Here is a 16,980-nt window from a genome sequence, read left to right as displayed (position 1 = left end):
ACACAAGGTAAGCTCCATTTATGACATATGCATTAGAACTGGAGAAGTTAACCAAGACCTACGCCGGTGGCGTGCAAGCGTTGCGCGGCATCGACCTGAAAGTGGAAGCAGGGGATTTTTACGCCTTGCTTGGCCCGAACGGTGCCGGTAAATCTACCACTATTGGTATCATCAGCTCACTGGTTAATAAAACCGCCGGTAAGGTGCGGGTGTTTGGTTATGACATTGATAAAAATATTGTTAATGCCAAGCGCCAGCTGGGGTTGGTGCCGCAGGAATTCAATTTCAACCCGTTTGAAACCGTGATGCAGGTTGTGGTAAATCAGGCGGGTTATTATGGCGTTCCTCGTCCGCTGGCATTGCAACGCGCCGAGAAATATCTTACCCAGCTTGACCTGTGGGGCAAGCGCAACGAACGCTCCCGCATGCTTTCCGGTGGGATGAAACGTCGCCTGATGATAGCCCGCGCACTGATGCATGAGCCAAAATTGCTCATTCTTGACGAACCGACCGCGGGTGTGGACATCGAACTGCGCCGTTCCATGTGGGGCTTCCTCAAAGAGTTGAATGTGCAGGGCACGACAATCATCCTGACTACGCACTATCTGGAAGAGGCGGAAATGCTGTGCCGCAATATCGGCATCATTCAGGGCGGTCTCTTGGTGGAAAACACCAGCATGAAAGCGCTGCTCTCCAAGCTGAAATCAGAAACCTTTATTCTCGATTTAGGCCCTAAAAGCACCCTGCCGCAGCTGGAAGGCTACCGCAGTCATCTGACAGATACCTCAACGCTGGAGGTGGAAGTGATGCGCGAGCAAGGCCTGAACTCTCTGTTCAGCCAGTTGAGCAATCAGGGTGTGCAGGTTTTGAGTATGCGTAATAAAGCTAACCGTCTGGAAGAGCTGTTTGTCACTCTGGTGAACGGCAGTGGGGAAACGAAATAATGTCGCAACTGTATTGGGTGGCACTGAAAAGTATCTGGCTAAAAGAGATTAACCGGTTTGGACGCATCTGGATCCAAACGCTGGTTCCGCCGGTTATCACCATGGCGCTCTACTTCATCATCTTCGGCAACCTGATTGGCTCACAGATTGGCAGCATGCACGGTTTTACCTACATGCAGTTTATTGTACCGGGTCTTATCATGATGGCGGTGATCACCAACTCGTATGCCAACGTGGCGGCGTCGTTTTTCAGCGCGAAATTCCAGCGCAATATTGAAGAGTTGCTGGTGGCGCCGGTGCCCACTCACGTGGTGATCGCCGGCTTTGTCGGCGGTGGCGTGGCGCGAGGGATCTGTGTCGGAATTCTGGTTACAGCAATTTCGTTGTTCTTCGTACCGCTGGTGATCCACTCCTGGTGGGTGATTGCACTGACGCTGTTGCTGACCGCGATCTTGTTCTCACTGGGCGGCCTGCTGAATGCGGTATTCGCGACAACGTTCGATGATATCAGTCTGATCCCGACCTTTGTGCTGACACCGCTGACTTACCTGGGCGGAGTATTTTACTCGCTCTCCCTGTTGCCGCCCATCTGGCAGGCCGTCTCCAAGCTGAACCCAATCGTCTATATGATTAGCGGTTTCCGTTATGGTTTTCTCGGGATTTCTGACGTGCCTCTGGTGTTCACTATGGGCGTGCTGGTGGCGTTTATCGCGGCATTTTATTTGCTGGCGTGGTATTTGATAGAGCGTGGTCGCGGCCTGCGAAGCTAATTTTTTGCCCCTTCCCCTCTCACGAGGGGAAGGGGCTTAATTACGCCACCTGAACCGGCACGGCTTTCGCGGTGCGTTTCAGAATGTTATCGCCTTCGAAATAGGCTACTTTCGGCTGGTGCTTACGGGCTTCAACATCTGACATCTGCACGTAAGAGCAGATGATCAGCAGGTCGCCGACGCAGGCACAACGGGCTGCCGCGCCGTTGACCGAAATAATACGAGAACCCCGTTCAGCGGCGATGGCGTAAGTAGAAAAACGCTGACCGTTGTCAACGTTATAAATATCGATGGCTTCGTATTCCAAAATACCTGAGGCGTCGAGAAAGTCCTGATCGATGGCGCAGGACCCTTCGTAATGTAAATCTGCCTGAGTAACGTGAACCCGGTGCAGTTTACCCTGGAGCATAGTTCGAATCATTGCAGTGCCCTTCGTATTTATCCGTCGTGTTTCCCACGATCGTGGCGTGAAAGCGAATGGATAAAATCACATGAAATACCGTTCAGTTCGGAAACTAAAAATCTTATATCCGACACATCTTTGCTGATTTAATCCCCGCTGTCTACTGGGTCAGATCAACCTGTTGATTATCAATTAACCGCGCTTTTCCCAACCATGCAGCCATCAGGATCACCGCTGAGGTGCTGTCTACTCCGAGATCTTGCAACGTCCTGGCATCGCGGATAAACAGCTCATCCGGAGTGAAACCGGCTTCACGCAACTGCTGTGCCGTCTCATCCAGTAACTGTTCGATATGGCGTTCGCCTTGCGTTAAGCGTTCGGCCAATTGGTTCATGATTTTTGACAGCTTTGGCGCGGTTTTACGCTCATCATTGGTCAGATAACCGTTGCGCGAACTCAGTGCCAGACCATCTTTAGCACGTACCGTCGGCACGCCGACGATCTCGAGGCCATAGCCCATGTCTTCTGCCATGGCGCGGATCAGTGCCAACTGCTGGAAATCTTTCTGCCCGAAACAGGCCACATCGGGCTGCACCAGATTGAACAATTTGCTGACGATAGTCGACACACCTCGGAAATGGCCGGGGCGGCTGGCACCTTCCAGAATAGTCGAGATAACGGGCACATCAACCTGAGTCTGCGTCGCCAAGCCTTTAGGGTAAATATCGGCAGGTGAGGGAGCGAAGACCAGATCCACGCCGCGCTTGTTCAGTTTCTCGCAATCTTCCTGCAAAGTGCGCGGATAACGTTCGAGATCGTCGGGGCGTTCAAATTGCATTGGGTTAACAAAAATAGTGACCACCACCACGTCGGCGCGCGCTTTGGCCTCTTCTACCAGCTTCATATGGCCTTCGTGCAGATTGCCCATCGTGGGAACCAGCGCGATACGTTTATTGTTCTGATGATAAAAATGAATTTCACGGCGCAGCAGCGGTATGTTTTCGATAATTAGCACGACAACTCCTGATTAGTAACCGGTATTTATTTGAAACTGTGTTCTTCGCCCGGGTAAATTCCCTGAGCAACCTGTTCGACATAAAGACGCACGGCGCTGCGCATATCACCGGCTTCGCTGAGGAAATCTTTGGCGAATTTGGGCGTGTGGCCGCCGGTAATACCAAAGGCATCATGCATCACTAAAATCTGGCCGTCGGTCACATTTCCTGCGCCGATGCCAATGACGGGGATAGACAGCTCCTGCGTTACACGTTGGGCTAATTCAACCGGAACGCACTCCAGTACCAGTAGCTGTGCACCCGCTTCCTCAAGCGCCAGCGCGTCTTTCACCAACAGATTAGCAGCCACTTCATCACGGCCCTGCACTTTATAACCACCGAAAATGTTCACAGACTGTGGCGTCAAACCCAAATGTCCGCATACCGGCACTGCACGTTCAGTCAGCATTTTCACCGTATCGCACAACCAACTTCCCCCTTCCAGCTTCACCATATTGGCCCCCGCACGCATCAGCACGGCGGCGCTGGCGAAGGTTTGCTCGGGCGTGGCGTAACTCATAAAAGGCAGGTCAGCCAGCAGCAAGGCTAGCGGTGCACCACGGCGTACGCAGCGGGTATGATAGGCAATATCTTCAACGGTAACCGGCAGGGTAGAATCATTGCCCTGCACGACCATACCGAGTGAATCGCCGACCAGCATCACCGGGACCCCTTGTTCAGCGAACAGTTGGGCGAAGCTGGCGTCGTATGCGGTGAGGGTCGCAAACTTATGGTTATCCTGTTTCCACTGGCGTAACTGACTCAGGGTGGTGGTTTTCATGGGATCTTCCTGTGGACAATTCATACGGTGAATATCGGGTTGTTATTCTACTGTATGGCCCGATAAGCAGGTAGTGAAGTTACTGACTTCAGTCTGTAGATCTTAAGAACCGCTTAATATGCCTGACGTATACTGGAGGCATGGAGAACCTCTTTATCCTTCAAGCCGCAGATGCGTTGGCCGCCTTTCTGTGACTCGAATGATTTTGGGTTAATTTAACGATGGGAGCGAGGCGCATGCGGATTCTGCTGATAGAAGATGACAAGATGATCGGCGACGGTATTAAAGCCGGACTGGGAAAGTTGGGTTTCACACTCGACTGGTTTACCGACGGTCTGATCGGAAAAGTGGCGCTCGACAGCGCACCTTATGATGCAGTGATCCTCGATCTCAGTCTGCCCGGAATGGACGGTATGCAGCTGCTTAAAGAGTGGCGTCAGGCTGGGAAAGATACGCCAGTCTTGATCCTAACCGCCCGTGATGCGCTTGAACAACGGGTCAGCGGATTGCAGGCCGGTGCCGATGATTATCTGTGTAAGCCGTTTGCATTGGTGGAAGTGGCGGCGCGTTTGCAGGCGCTGATCCGACGTCGCCACGGGCAAATTACGCCAAAAATTACCCATGGTATTCTGGAATTCGACCCAGCGTTACGCAGCGTTGCATTGAACGGCGACCCGGTAATGCTTACACCGCGTGAGATAACGGTGCTGGAGTTATTCCTCAATAACAAAGGTCGTGTTTTACCGCGTCCGTTGATCCAGGAAAAACTCTACAACTGGGATGACGAGGTTAGCAGCAACGCTGTCGAGGTGCATATTCACCATCTGCGTAAAAAATTGGGTAACGGTTTCATCCGTACCGTTCACGGTGTGGGTTATACCCTGGGAGATGCGCTCGCCGATGTAAGGGACTCCATGACCGGAGAAAATGCGTGAAGCAACATTGCAAAAATCTTAGTTTACGTCTGCGTTTGATCCTGCTGTTTGGCATGCTGGCGCTGGTCACTTGGCTGCTGGCCTCTGCTATAGCCTGGTATCAGACCCGCCACAACATCAACGAAGTGCTTGATACTCAACAAATGTTATTTGCCAAACGCCTGGCGGCCACTGGCGTGGGCGATATGTTGTTGCAAAATCATGAAGTTCGTCTGCCTGAGACCAAAAAGCTGGTGCACAAATCCGGGCGCGGACATACCGATGATGACGCTCTGACGTTCGCCATCTTTAATTTGCAGGGCAAGATGCTGCTTAACGACGGTGAAAACGGCAAAAATATCCGCTTTGATAAGAACACACAGGGCTTTATTGATAGTGAAATCAATAACAATGACGACCCATGGCGGCTGCTGTGGCTGACGACTGCGGACGGACGCTTTCGCATCGCCGTTGGTCAGGAATATGATTATCGTCAGGATATGGCCTGGAATCTGGTCTCCGGACAACTGCTGCCGTGGCTGGCCTGCCTGCCAATATTGCTGCTGGCCATGATGGTGATGATGGGTCTGGAGCTGCGCCCACTGCGCCGCGTAGCGGGCGATCTTCACCGGCGTGCTCCTGATGATGCTTCCCCTCTCTCCACCGACCGGGTACCCAGCGAAGTGCTGCCGCTGGTGCTATCCCTCAACGCATTGTTTACCCGTACCGGCGATATGCTAACCCGTGAACGGCGTTTTACCTCAGATGCAGCCCACGAACTGCGTAGTCCGCTTGCCGCGCTGCGGGTGCAAACCGAAGTGGTGCAGTTGTCTGGTGATGACAACGAAATGCGTGAACATGCGTTGCAAAATCTTACCACCAGTATCGACCGCGCCACCCGACTGGTTGATCAGTTGCTGACGCTGTCCAGGCTGGAGTCTTTTAGTGGGCTGGATGAGTTGGAACCGGTAGATTGGGCAGGGCTGATAGCGCAGACCCTGGGTGAGCAGGATGCTGCCGCCCATGCCAAGGGTATCGCTTTGCGCTTTGAAAATACCGGTACACCGCCAGCGATTGAGGGGCAATCTTTGTTGCTGTCGTTGATGTTACGTAATCTGGTGGATAATGCGGTGCGATATTCACCCGCGGGATCGTCGGTGGTTGTCCATCTCAGCCAGCAGGGCATTAACGTCGAGGATCGCGGGCCGGGCATTTCAGATAAACATTTGGCAAGGCTGGGTGAGCGTTTTTATCGTCCGCCGGGTCAGGAACAGACCGGCAGTGGACTGGGGGTCTCGATTGTTAAACGAATCGCCCAGCTGCATGGGCTTCGCGTCGTATACCGCAACCGGGCTGAAGGTGGAACGCGGGTAGAAGTTCGGGCAAGCTGTTCGGGATGATTAATGCTGGGCTACCAGCGGGCCAGACCGTTGCGCGGGACGCGGGTCAGAACCTCCTGCAGGGATTCACCATCGGGGAAAATCAACTCCGGGGCAATCTCCGCCAGCGGGTAGAGCATAAACTCGCGGTTCTTCATATCATAATGCGGGACAATCAACCGGTCGGTATTGATCACTTGGTTGCCGTACAGCAGCATGTCTAAATCCAGCGTACGTGGCCCCCAGCGCTCGGCCTTACGTATGCGTCCCTGATTCTGTTCAATCGCCTGTGTGGCATCCAGAAGCTCCTCAGCAGGCAAGTGGGTATCAAGCGCCACAACAGCGTTGAGGAAATCGGGTTGATTTTGCGGCCCAAGGGGTTTACTGCGGAAAAACGCGGAACACACCACCAGTTTGGTGCGGGGCATATGCGCCAGAGCTTCCAGCGCACAGTTAACCTGGTCTACAGGCTTGGCAAGATTACTGCCGAGCGCAATGTAGACCCGGATCATTGACCGCTTTCCTTACGTGGTGCCCGTTTGCGCGGACGGCGCGTACGGGTGCGGCGTGGTGCGACGTCATCGCCCAGCGTACCCAGCATGTTTTTTTGCGACGCAGGAGTGGCCTCCTGGAATTCATTCCACCATTCGGTCAGGCTTTGCAGTTCGCGATGCTGTTCCACTTCCGCACGCAGTGCCAGTAAATCAAAGGCGGCGCGGAATTTAGGGTGTTCCATCAGCTTGTGTGCACGTTTCCCCTGACGGCGAGAAAGACGCAGTTGCAGCGCCCAGATATCACGCACTAACGTGGTGATACGTTTCGGTATAGCCAGTGAACGGCATTGCTCGTCGAGTACGTCGTTCATCGCCAGTGAGAACGCATCGTAATAAGTCAGGCCGCCTTCCTGCGCCAGCCTCTGCGCATGTTCAATCACCGGATACCACAGCATGGCGGCGAACAGGAATGCCGGATTAACGCGCTGATCGTTTTGCAGGCGGAAGTCAGTATTTTTTAATACCTGATTCAGTATTCGTTCCATCGGGCTGTCGCCCTGTTCGGTGAACTGGCTGGCAATCAGCGGGAACAACGGCTGGAACAATTGGTATTCACACAGCTTCAGGTAAGTTTGATGACCATAACCCGACTGCAATAATTTCAGCGACTCTTCAAACAGCCGCGCTGGCGGGATTTCCTGCAATAGGGTCGCCAGGCGTGGAATGGGTTCGGCCGTTACCGGACAGATTTTCATATCCAGCTTGGCGGCAAAACGGACAGCACGTAGCATCCTTACCGGATCTTCGCGGTAGCGGGTTTCCGGGTCACCAATCAGACGAATAATGCCATTTTCCAGATCGCGCAGACCGCCGGTGTAATCACGCACGGTGAAATCAGCTACGCCGTAATATAGACTATTGATGGTGAAGTCGCGGCGCTGGGCGTCATCTTCGATGGTGCCAAAAATATTGTCACGCAGCAGCATACCGTTCACCGCCTGCTGGGAAGAGTTTTTGTCTTCCGGTTCTTCTTCCAGCTGTTCGTGATGACCGCGGAAGGTAGCAACCTCAATGATTTCCGGTCCGAACATGACATGTGCCAGGCGGAAACGGCGACCCACCAGACGGCAGTTGCGGAACAGTTTACGTACCTGATCCGGCGTGGCGTTGGTGGTGATGTCGAAATCTTTGGGTTTCTTTTCCAGCAGTAAATCACGTACGCCACCGCCGACCAGATAGGCTTCATAGCCAGATTTGTTCAGGCGATAGAGAACTTTCAGTGCGTTTTCGCTGATATCACGACGGGAAATATTGTGCTCGTCGCGCGGAATCACTGTTATTGCACGTGTCTCACCGGCGTAGTCGAAAGATGCACGCGGTTTGGGCGGATGCTCAGTGACATAGCGCTCAATAATGGGCTGACGTTCGCCACGTGTCGACTCGCTGGCCGGGCGGCGGTTGCCGTTGTTTGTGCTTTGGCGCGGGCCCTGACTCTGCGAAGCGCTGTTATTGCGGCGATCACCTCGGTGCGTGTTTTCATCCCGGCGGCCACGGCTATCGCGGCTCCCGCTGCGTTCGCGCCGTGGAGCTGGGGCCGTTTTCACGTTGCCTTCAGCTACAAGCGTTGTCTCGTGATGGGTTTTATCTTCACGAAGAGGGGCTTGCTCTGGCACCGCATTTTCTTCATGAATAACTTTGTCTTCACGAATGACTTTGTCTTCACGAATTAGCACCTTACGGCAGAAATTGGCTACTCGGGTAAAAATGGGACACCTCGATAGTGACTGATAAAAATAACGCGACGCAAAAACAGCGGCTAATCATAGCTCACACTGGCTACTTTGAGAATGCCGAAGTCAAATCTGGTGGTGCTTTCGCATCTTGTCGCGGCATTTGCGCCGGCGTCCAATGTTTTGTCGCCCAGCGTAATAATAAGTCTAATGGCAAATCCTGCCAATTTTCCGGCACATTTTGGCCCAAAAATTGTAACGCTTTCAACAATACCGGGCGGGGATCGCCTTCCGGTAATGCAGGGGCATGATTCTGCTTCGAGAGTTTATCCCCCTGGCCATTCACCGCCAACGGTAAATGCAAATAACCCGGCTGCGGATAGCCTAAATGTTGATAAAGTGAAATCTGCCGTACGGTGGGTTCAATTAAATCTGCACCACGCACAATATGATTCACGCCCTGATAATGGTCATCAACCACCACTGCCAGATTATAAGCGAACAGGCCGTCGCGCCGGCAAACAATGAAATCCTCTTCAGCCAGCGCTGGCTTGGCATGTTGCTGCCCCTGGAAGTCATCCTCAAACCCATAAATCGGGTGGATTTGGCGTAAACGAACGGCGGCATTTTCTGCGCCCAGTGCCAAATCGCGGCAGTGCCTGTCGTAAGTGCCGCCAAGCTGGCTAATCCGCTGGCGGGTACAGGTGCAGTAATAGCTGACTCCCTGATGGCGTAATCTCTCCAGGGCAGCGCGGTAGGCATCATGACGTTTCGACTGCCAGACGACGTCACCATCCCAATGCAATCCGTAGCGGTCCAGCGTAGCCAGAATGCTGTCGGCGGAGCCCGGGATTTCGCGCGGTGGATCGAGATCGTCAATGCGTACCAGCCAGCGGCCCTGTAAAGAACGGGCATGCAGATAGCTGCCGAGGGCGGCTATCAGGGAACCGAAATGGAGAGCGCCGGAAGGCGAAGGGGCAAAACGACCGACATAATGCTGCGCAGAATGGGAATCAGGCATAGGACCGGAACATCTTTTATAAAGGGAACGCGGTGCATGACGCACCGCGTGGGACCCGAGACTTAACCAGCCATCTGCTTTTCGCGGATTTCAGCCAGTGTCTTACAGTCAATGCACAAATCGGCGGTAGGACGTGCTTCGAGGCGGCGGATGCCGATCTCAACGCCACAGGAATCGCAGTAACCGAAATCCTCGTCTTCCACTTTTTTCAGTGTTTTTTCTATTTTTTTAATCAGCTTACGTTCACGGTCGCGGTTACGCAGTTCGAGGCTGAACTCTTCTTCCTGAGCGGCACGGTCGACCGGATCTGGGAAGTTTGCAGCTTCGTCTTGCATATGCGAAACAGTACGATCAACTTCACCCCTGAGCTGGTTACGCCACGCTTCAAGAATTTTCTTGAAATGGGTCAGTTGAGCGACGTTCATGTACTCTTCGCCTGGCTTCTCTTGGTATGGTTCTACCCCAGCGATGGCGAGAATGCTCAAGGACGATGTCTTACGGGGTTGCCCTTCTTGCATGATGCTTCTCCTACATAAAACGCACAATGCTCGTTTTCTATCAAGTCGCTTTGTTGCAACCCGAATGATTGAGAGCATTTCGATCCCCAAAAGGGGAAAAAATCAGGCCGCTATAAATACCAGAAGGTCGCGAGGTAAGCAATTAATCATCGCAGGTACTTGACAGCACTGTGAGGAAAAGCGTATTCGCGTACCCTTAGATGCCCATTCAACTGAATGATTTCGCACATCTGCCTTTATAGCCGCCGATGGTTATAATAACAGGGGGTTATCCGACTAACTGGCGGTTAGCCAGAGGTAAACGCTCTGCCAGGCGGATATTCCCGGCAGAAAGTTTGGCACCATAACAGATCACTTCGACACCGCTTTGTTGTACCTGCGTCAATAATTCTGTGTAACGCGGATCAATATGGTGTGCCGGTGAAACGCTTTCAATACCTGAATGCAATACAGCGAAAAAAAGAACTGCTCGCTGTCCCTGTTCCGCCATCGCTTGTAGTTCGCGTAAATGCTTCTGGCCACGCAGCGTGACCGCGTCAGGGAAGAAGCCGTATCCTTGCTGCAACAAGGTGACAGATTTCACTTCAATATAGCAGTCAGAACGATTATGCGCCTGCAACAGAAGATCAATGCGGCTATTCTCAGCGCCATATTTAACTTCAGCAGTTAACTTACTGTAAGCGGATAATTCTGGGATCGTGTCGGTCTCCAGCGCTTCCCGCACTACCTGGTTCGCCCGCAGCGTATTGACGCAAATCCATTGTCCCTGCTGGGTTTCGGTTAACTCCCAGCTGTGTGCATACTTACGTTTTGGGTTATCTGAGGTGGAATACCACACGGTATCTCCCGGTGTGGCGCATCCGGTCATGGCGCCGGTATTGGCGCAGTGCAGCGTCATTTCCTGGCCATCTGGCGTCACCACATCGGCCAGAAAGCGTTTGTAACGTTTTATTAGCGTCGCAGACTGCAGCGGGGGATCGAAGTGCATGACAGTTCCTGAAAAAAGTTAGTGGGAGGCAGGCAGTGGCCAGCTTTGCAGGCGGGTATAGCGCGTACGGCCCTGGGTAAATACTGACTGATACAGCCCGAAATCTTTGGCTTCCAGGGCCCAATTGGGCGTGGCGGGCGGAATAGCCACCGTCCGGGTAGCAGCGCTTAATATGGAAATATGCGGGTGAAAAGGCAGGGCGCTTTGATAGCAGCCGTTGCGCGCGGCGTGTGAGCGCAGAACCTCCGCCAGTTGCAACAGCGGACGCGGTGCTCGACGGGTGCCCACCCATACTACACCTGCCCCTGGCCAGTGCCCCGCATCGTCAATCTTCAGGCTGAAACCTTGTGCGTCAATTCTTCCTGCCACGCTGCGCAGTGCGGTTTCTTTCTGCTCACTGACTTCGCCCAGAAACGCCAGCGTCAGGTGTAGATTGGCGGCAGCGATAGGTCGCCCGGCATCGACAGGGAAGTTGTCGGCCCGCCACTGTATCATCTGCTTTTGTAATGTTGGTGGCAGTGATAAAGCGAAAAACAGGCGGCGTTGAGCAGACATTTGGGGTTCCTTTTCAGCTGTGCAGGGGCAGATGCTACAATGCTGGCGCTTTAAATCAAATCATATGGGGTTTTTTCATTGTCTTCTTCTTTGCCGGTCAGTGCCGTACTCGAATCGCTATTATCCGCATTGCGAACTGCTCCGCAGGTATTGTTGCTGGCGCCTACCGGTGCCGGTAAATCGACCTGGCTGCCGCTGCAATTGCTGCATGAGGCTAACCTGCCCGGTAAAATCTTGTTGTTGGAGCCGCGCCGTTTAGCCGCAAAAAATGTGGCCTTCCGTCTGGCGCAGCAACTGGGTGAAATGCCCGGCCAGACTGTTGGTTACCGCATGCGTGCTGAGAGTAAAACCAGCGCCGTTACCCGGCTTGAAGTGGTGACTGAGGGGATTCTGACTCGTATGGTGCAGGCTGACCCGGAGCTTACCGGTGTGTCGCTGGTGATCCTCGATGAGTTTCACGAACGCAGTTTACAAGCCGATCTGGCACTGGCTTTGCTGCTCGATGTACAAAGCGGTCTGCGAGATGACCTCAAGTTACTGATCATGTCGGCAACGCTCGATAATGTACGCCTCGCGCCGCTGCTGCCGGATGCGCCGGTGATTATCTCCGAAGGCCGCAGTTTCCCGGTAGACCGTCATTACATTTCCCTCGCCACCCATGAGCGACTGGATGAGAGTATCGCCCGCGTGGTCAGCCGCCTGATGAGTGAGCATGATGGCTCGATGTTGCTGTTCCTCCCCGGCGTTGGGGATATCATCCGTGTACAGAATTTGCTGGCGGGTAAAGTAGCGAATGATGTGGATCTCTGCCCGCTGTATGGCGCGCTGTCGCTTGATCAGCAGCAGAGGGCCATTCAACCCGCCGGCGCCGGCCGCCGTAAAATCGTGCTGGCCACTAACATTGCCGAAACCAGCCTGACTATCGAAGGTATCCGGTTGGTGGTGGACAGCGGTTTGGAACGCAGCGCGCAGTTTGACCCGCGCAGCGGCCTGACCCGGCTAGTCACCCAGCGTATCAGTCAGGCGTCGATGATCCAGCGTGCAGGCCGCGCCGGGCGTCTGGAGCCGGGCCTGTGCTGGCATCTGTTTGCTAAAGAGCAAGCTGAACGCGGCAGTGCCCAGGCTGAAGCAGAAATTCTACAAAGCGATCTCAGTGGCTTCTGGCTGGAATTATTGCAGTGGGGGTGCCAGGATGCCGCGCAGCTTGCATGGTTGGACGCACCACCCGCACCGGCTCTGGTGGCGGCTAAAACGCTGCTTCATTCCTTGGGCGCAACAGATAAACAGGGCAAGCTCACCTCCGCAGGGCAGCGCATGGGCAAGATCGGCTGCGATCCGCGCCTGGCCGCGATGCTGATTGCCGCAGATGCACAAAGTGCTGACGCTCTGGCTACCGCGACACTGCTGGCCGCTATGCTTGAGGAGCCACCGCGCGGTGGCGTTTCGGATATCGATTATTGGCTCAGTCGCCCACAAGGGCATTGGCAGCGGCGTGCCAGTCAGTTAGCACAACGCGTTGGGAATACACAAAATAATAGGAAAGGTCAGGTAGATACCTCGCTGGCCCCTTGGCTGCTGGCCAGCGCTTTCAGCGACCGCATCGCCCAACGTCGTGGTGTTGACGGTCGTTATTTACTGGCCAACGGGCTGGGGGCTTCGCTGCCGCAGGATGACGGCTTAAACCGTGCCGCCTGGCTGGTGGCACCGCAGCTGTTACAGGGTAATAACAGCCCAGATGCCCGCATTTTATTGGCAGTGACGCTGGATGCCAGCCAACTGGCAGAGCGTTTGCCGCAGATTGTGAAAGAGCAAACCGCTGTCGAATGGGACGAAGAGAAAGGCACGCTGCGCGCATGGCGACGCTGGCAAGTCGGGCGGCTGGTACTGAAGGCAAATCCGCAGGCCAAACCCGATGACGCCGAGTTACAACAGGCGTTAATTGAGTGGATACGCAATCAGGGATTGCCAGCGCTGACCTGGTCGGTGGCGGCTGAGCAGTTACGTCTGCGGCTGATTTGTGCGGCGAAATGGCTGCCGGAAGCCAGCTGGCCAGCGATGGATGATCAAAGCCTGCTCGACGCACTGGAGCAGTGGCTGTTGCCTTCGCTGGGCGGCGTCCGCTCGCTGAAATCGCTGCAACAGGTCGATTTGCACGACGCCCTTTCGCGCCTGCTGGACTGGAATCAGCGCCAACGACTCGACAGCGCATTACCGACGCATTATAGCGTTCCTACTGGCAGCCGTTTGGCAATCCGCTATCATGCAGAGCAGCCGCCGGTGTTGTCAGTGCGGATGCAGGAGATGTTTGGCGAAGAGCGCAGCCCGCAGGTAGCCGAAGGGCGTATTGCCGTCGTGCTGGAGTTGCTCTCTCCGGCACAGCGTCCGCTGCAGATCACCGCCGATCTGGCCGCGTTCTGGCAGGGAACTTATCGCGATGTACAAAAAGAGATGAAAGGCCGCTATCCTAAGCATCCCTGGCCGGATAATCCGGCAGATGCACTACCAACGCGCAGAACAAAGAAACATCAATGAATGGCAGGGCTATTTTATTTGTCATTTTGAATCCGGGCAGTGCTCAGAATCCTCACGTACTTCATATACGCTGCGGTTCTTCCACGCTGGCCGTATCCAAACTGGCTGCAACAATAACGCCCCTCAGCATAGGTGCTGAAATCGTTTAACTTTTAAGACCTTTCTTCTGGTCAGCATATGAACCGAGGCAGAGAGTAGGCCGCAATTTATGAATACAGCAGGTTTTATGGAGAACTGTCATGTCTGGCGATGATCGCGAGCCGATTGGCCGTAAAGGCAAAACCGCAGGGCGCAAGCCTTCGCGCTCCCGTCCCGTTCGCGGTCGCCGGGTTGACGATGATGAAGAGATTGATGACGACTATGAAGATGACCACGAAACAGACGATGATGGCTACGACGAAGAAGAGAACCGCCGGGAGTCGCGCATGACACGCAAAGCCGCACCGCGCAAAGCCGCGAAGTCGGGTAAAGGTGGTAAGCCGCGCAGCCGAAAACGCTGGTGGTTCTGGTTGCTGTTCAAGCTGTTTATCATTTTCGCCATTCTGATGGGGATTTACGGTTTCTACCTGAATACTGAGATCCGCGGCCGCATTGATGGAAAAGTCTGGCAACTGCCGGCGGCGGTGTATGGACGTCAGGTTAACCTTGAGCCGGATATGCCGTACGGCAAAAAAGAGATGATTAACCTGCTGGAAGGCACGCAATACCGCCAAGTGACGCGCATTACGCGTCCAGGTGAGTTCACCGTCGCGGCCAACAGCATCGATTTGCTGCGGCGTCCGTTTGATTTCCCGGACGGCAAAGAGGGGCAGATTAACGCCCGACTGATCTTCGCTGATAACCATCTGGATGAAATAAAAAATCTGGATAACAACCGTGACTTCGGGCTGTTCCGCCTCGACCCGCGGTTGATCACCATGTTGCAGTCGCCGAACGGCGAACAGCGCCTGTTCGTGCCGCGCGCCGGTTTCCCGGATCTGTTGGTCGACACCTTGCTGGCAACTGAAGATCGTCATTTCTATGAGCATGATGGTATCAACTTCTGGTCGATTGGCCGTGCGGTTGTCGCTAACGTGACAGCCGGTCACGCGGTGCAGGGCGGCAGTACGCTGACGCAGCAACTGGTAAAAAACCTGTTCCTGACCAATGAGCGTTCCCTTAGCCGTAAAGCGCGTGAAGCCTATATGGCGATTTTAGTCGACGCGAATTACAGCAAAGACCGCATCCTGGAACTGTACCTGAACGAGGTGTATCTCGGTCAGAGCGGGTCCGATCAAATCCGCGGTTTCCCGCTGGCGAGCCTCTATTACTTCGGCCGGCCGGTGAATGAACTGAGTCTGGATCAGCAGGCGCTGCTGGTGGGTATGGTGAAAGGTGCGTCGCTCTATAACCCTTGGCGTAACCCGAAACTGGCACTGGAACGTCGCAATTTAGTGCTGCGGTTGCTGGTGAATCAAAAAGTTATAGATCAAGAACTGTATGACATGCTCAGCGCCCGTCCGCTCGGTGTTCAGCCGAAGGGTGGGGTGATTTCGCCACAGCCTGCATTTATGCAAATGGTACGTAACGAGCTGCAGGCTAAACTCGGTGACAAAGTGCAGGAAATGTCCGGTGTGAAAATCTTCACCACGCTGGATCCGATTTCACAGGACTCTGCTGAAAAAGCGGTGGAAGAGGGCATTCCGTTGCTGCGTAAGAAAAGCGGCCTGAATGACATCGAAACCGCAATGGTGATTGTTGACCGTTATACCGGCGAAGTGCGAGCGATGGTTGGCGGGGCGGAAACGCAGTTCGCCGGTTTCAACCGTGCGATGCAGGCGCGGCGTCAGGTAGGTTCTCTGGCTAAACCGGCAACTTACTTGACTGCGCTGTCGCAGCCGGATAAATATCGCCTGAATACGGTGCTGGCTGACCAGCCGCTTACCATCAAACTGGCCAACGGCCAGACGTGGTCACCGAAAAACGATGACCACCAGTTCCGTGGTCAGGTGTTGCTGGTCGACGCACTGGCGCGTTCCATGAACGTGCCTACCGTGAATCTGGGTATGGCAGTTGGGCTGGATAACATCACCAAACAGCTGATCAACCTTGGCGTGCCGAAAGAGTCTCTCACCCAACTGCCATCGATGCTGCTCGGCGCAATTGCCCTGACGCCGATGGAAGTGGCGCAGGAGTACCAGACTATCGCCAGCGGCGGCAATAAGGCACCCTTGTCGGCAGTACGTTCGGTGATTGCCGAAGACGGGACAGTGCTTTATCAGAGCTTCCCACAGGCGGTACGCGTTATCCCAGCGCAGGCGTCATATCTCACTATGTACGCCATGCAGCAGGTTGTCTCCGAAGGGACCTCGCGCGCGCTGGCGAATAAATTCCCTAACCTGCATCTGGCGGCGAAAACCGGGACCTCGAACGAACTGCGTGACAGCTGGTTTGCGGGTATCGATGGCAGTCAGGTCGCCATCACCTGGGTAGGGCGAGACAATAACGGCCCGTCCAAACTCTGGGGTTCCACCGGTGCTTTGGTGCTTTACAGCCGCTATTTGGATAACGAAATACCGCAGCCGCTGGATCTGCAGGTGCCGGAAGGCATCAGCGTGATGAACATCGACGCCAGCGGAAACTTCGTCTGTAACGGTGGCGGCACCCGCAGCATTCCCGTCTGGACCGACTCACCGGACAGCTTATGTCAGGCCTCGCAGGCGGCAGTGCAACAGCAACAGCAACAGCAACAGCAACAGCAACAGCAACAGCAACAGCAACAGCAACAGCAACAGCAACAGCAATCACAGCAAGAAGATGGCAAAGGTGTGGCTGGCTGGATTAAAGACATGTTTGGTTCCGGCAAGTAAGTTTCAGCCAGGGCGGAGAGTTAAAAACGGGTGCGACAATCAATGTT

Annotated in this window: 15 protein-coding genes; 6 read left to right on the top strand and 9 right to left on the bottom strand. The window is 54.4% G+C overall.

The features are described from left to right. Positions 1–20: 20 nt before the first annotated feature. Positions 21–944 carry an ABC transporter ATP-binding protein gene (locus tag ACMV8I_RS11280; protein WP_498865316.1) on the top strand — a complete coding sequence of 308 codons (924 nt, stop codon included), beginning with the start codon at positions 21–23 and terminating at the stop codon, positions 942–944. Beyond that, positions 944–1,714, top strand: coding sequence for an ABC transporter permease (locus ACMV8I_RS11275; RefSeq protein WP_498865315.1), 771 nt, complete (start codon positions 944–946; stop codon positions 1,712–1,714). Before ACMV8I_RS11280 ends, ACMV8I_RS11275 begins: the two co-directional genes overlap by 1 nt. Before the next feature lie 40 nt (positions 1,715–1,754). Here ACMV8I_RS11275 and panD read toward each other — a convergent pair whose 3' ends face one another. The 3 genes from panD to panB form a co-directional block, all read right to left on the bottom strand. After that, entirely contained in the window at positions 1,755–2,135 is a 381-nt protein-coding gene (gene panD / locus ACMV8I_RS11270; protein ID WP_498865314.1) for an aspartate 1-decarboxylase, read from the bottom strand. Positions 2,136–2,277: 142 nt separating this feature from the next. Beyond that, positions 2,278–3,132, bottom strand: coding sequence for a pantoate--beta-alanine ligase (panC, locus tag ACMV8I_RS11265; protein WP_498865313.1), 855 nt, complete (start codon positions 3,130–3,132; stop codon positions 2,278–2,280). A gap of 26 nt (positions 3,133–3,158) precedes the next feature. Then, positions 3,159–3,953, bottom strand: coding sequence for a 3-methyl-2-oxobutanoate hydroxymethyltransferase (panB, locus tag ACMV8I_RS11260; protein WP_498865312.1), 795 nt, complete (start codon positions 3,951–3,953; stop codon positions 3,159–3,161). A 236-nt stretch (positions 3,954–4,189) separates the two neighbouring features. On the opposite strand from panB, the gene qseB reads away from it, so the two are divergent. Continuing rightward, entirely contained in the window at positions 4,190–4,888 is a 699-nt protein-coding gene (gene qseB, locus ACMV8I_RS11255; RefSeq protein ID WP_498865311.1) for a quorum sensing response regulator transcription factor QseB, read from the top strand. After that, on the top strand, positions 4,885–6,267 hold the full coding sequence (qseC, locus tag ACMV8I_RS11250) for a quorum sensing histidine kinase QseC (RefSeq protein WP_498865310.1): 1,383 nt from the start codon (positions 4,885–4,887) through the stop codon (positions 6,265–6,267). Before qseB ends, qseC begins: the two co-directional genes overlap by 4 nt. Before the next feature lie 11 nt (positions 6,268–6,278). Here qseC and folK read toward each other — a convergent pair whose 3' ends face one another. From folK to thpR, 6 genes are all read right to left on the bottom strand, one after another. Next, positions 6,279–6,758: a 2-amino-4-hydroxy-6-hydroxymethyldihydropteridine diphosphokinase gene (gene folK / locus ACMV8I_RS11245; RefSeq protein ID WP_498865309.1), complete on the bottom strand. Its 480-nt coding sequence runs from the start codon at positions 6,756–6,758 to the stop codon at positions 6,279–6,281. Beyond that, positions 6,755–8,080 carry a polynucleotide adenylyltransferase PcnB gene (gene pcnB, locus ACMV8I_RS11240; RefSeq protein ID WP_498865511.1) on the bottom strand — a complete coding sequence of 442 codons (1,326 nt, stop codon included), beginning with the start codon at positions 8,078–8,080 and terminating at the stop codon, positions 6,755–6,757. The genes folK and pcnB overlap by 4 nt, the downstream gene beginning before the upstream one ends. Positions 8,081–8,576: 496 nt before the next feature. Then, on the bottom strand, positions 8,577–9,491 hold the full coding sequence (gene gluQRS, locus ACMV8I_RS11235; RefSeq protein WP_498865308.1) for a tRNA glutamyl-Q(34) synthetase GluQRS: 915 nt from the start codon (positions 9,489–9,491) through the stop codon (positions 8,577–8,579). 62 nt (positions 9,492–9,553) lie between these two features. Then, the gene (gene dksA / locus ACMV8I_RS11230) at positions 9,554–10,009 is read right to left on the bottom strand and encodes an RNA polymerase-binding protein DksA (protein ID WP_498865307.1); all 456 of its coding nucleotides are present in this window, start codon (positions 10,007–10,009) and stop codon (positions 9,554–9,556) included. Between the two features lie 268 nt (positions 10,010–10,277). Next, positions 10,278–10,997 carry a DNA/RNA nuclease SfsA gene (gene sfsA / locus ACMV8I_RS11225; RefSeq protein WP_498865306.1) on the bottom strand — a complete coding sequence of 240 codons (720 nt, stop codon included), beginning with the start codon at positions 10,995–10,997 and terminating at the stop codon, positions 10,278–10,280. An 18-nt stretch (positions 10,998–11,015) separates the two neighbouring features. Next, the gene (gene thpR / locus ACMV8I_RS11220; protein ID WP_498865305.1) at positions 11,016–11,552 is read right to left on the bottom strand and encodes an RNA 2',3'-cyclic phosphodiesterase; all 537 of its coding nucleotides are present in this window, start codon (positions 11,550–11,552) and stop codon (positions 11,016–11,018) included. A 78-nt stretch (positions 11,553–11,630) separates the two neighbouring features. Between thpR and hrpB the strand changes: the two genes are divergently transcribed. Both hrpB and mrcB read left to right on the top strand, forming a co-directional pair. After that, positions 11,631–14,084, top strand: coding sequence for an ATP-dependent helicase HrpB (hrpB, locus tag ACMV8I_RS11215; protein ID WP_498865304.1), 2,454 nt, complete (start codon positions 11,631–11,633; stop codon positions 14,082–14,084). A gap of 239 nt (positions 14,085–14,323) precedes the next feature. After that, complete coding sequence (gene mrcB / locus ACMV8I_RS11210; RefSeq protein WP_498865303.1) at positions 14,324–16,933, top strand: bifunctional glycosyl transferase/transpeptidase; 2,610 nt, start codon at positions 14,324–14,326, stop codon at positions 16,931–16,933. The last annotated feature ends 47 nt before the right edge of the window (positions 16,934–16,980 follow it).

Source organism: Ewingella sp. S1.OA.A_B6 (assembly GCF_049889095.1).
Classification (GTDB): Bacteria; Pseudomonadota; Gammaproteobacteria; order Enterobacterales; family Enterobacteriaceae; genus Ewingella.
The sequence above is the reverse complement of the archived record's forward strand: the minus strand, read 5'-3'. Positions and strand labels throughout refer to the sequence as shown.

Coding starts and splice junctions, on each gene's coding strand:
- ACMV8I_RS11275 (WP_498865315.1), top strand. CDS start 944: ATGTCGCAACTGTATTGGGTGGCACTGAAAAGTATCTGGCTAAAAGAG.
- dksA (WP_498865307.1), bottom strand. CDS start 10,009: ATGCAAGAAGGGCAACCCCGTAAGACATCGTCCTTGAGCATTCTCGCC.
- panB (WP_498865312.1), bottom strand. CDS start 3,953: ATGAAAACCACCACCCTGAGTCAGTTACGCCAGTGGAAACAGGATAAC.
- folK (WP_498865309.1), bottom strand. CDS start 6,758: ATGATCCGGGTCTACATTGCGCTCGGCAGTAATCTTGCCAAGCCTGTA.
- mrcB (WP_498865303.1), top strand. CDS start 14,324: ATGTCTGGCGATGATCGCGAGCCGATTGGCCGTAAAGGCAAAACCGCA.
- gluQRS (WP_498865308.1), bottom strand. CDS start 9,491: ATGCCTGATTCCCATTCTGCGCAGCATTATGTCGGTCGTTTTGCCCCT.
- ACMV8I_RS11280 (WP_498865316.1), top strand. CDS start 21: ATGACATATGCATTAGAACTGGAGAAGTTAACCAAGACCTACGCCGGT.
- sfsA (WP_498865306.1), bottom strand. CDS start 10,997: ATGCACTTCGATCCCCCGCTGCAGTCTGCGACGCTAATAAAACGTTAC.
- qseB (WP_498865311.1), top strand. CDS start 4,190: ATGCGGATTCTGCTGATAGAAGATGACAAGATGATCGGCGACGGTATT.
- thpR (WP_498865305.1), bottom strand. CDS start 11,552: ATGTCTGCTCAACGCCGCCTGTTTTTCGCTTTATCACTGCCACCAACA.
- panD (WP_498865314.1), bottom strand. CDS start 2,135: ATGATTCGAACTATGCTCCAGGGTAAACTGCACCGGGTTCACGTTACT.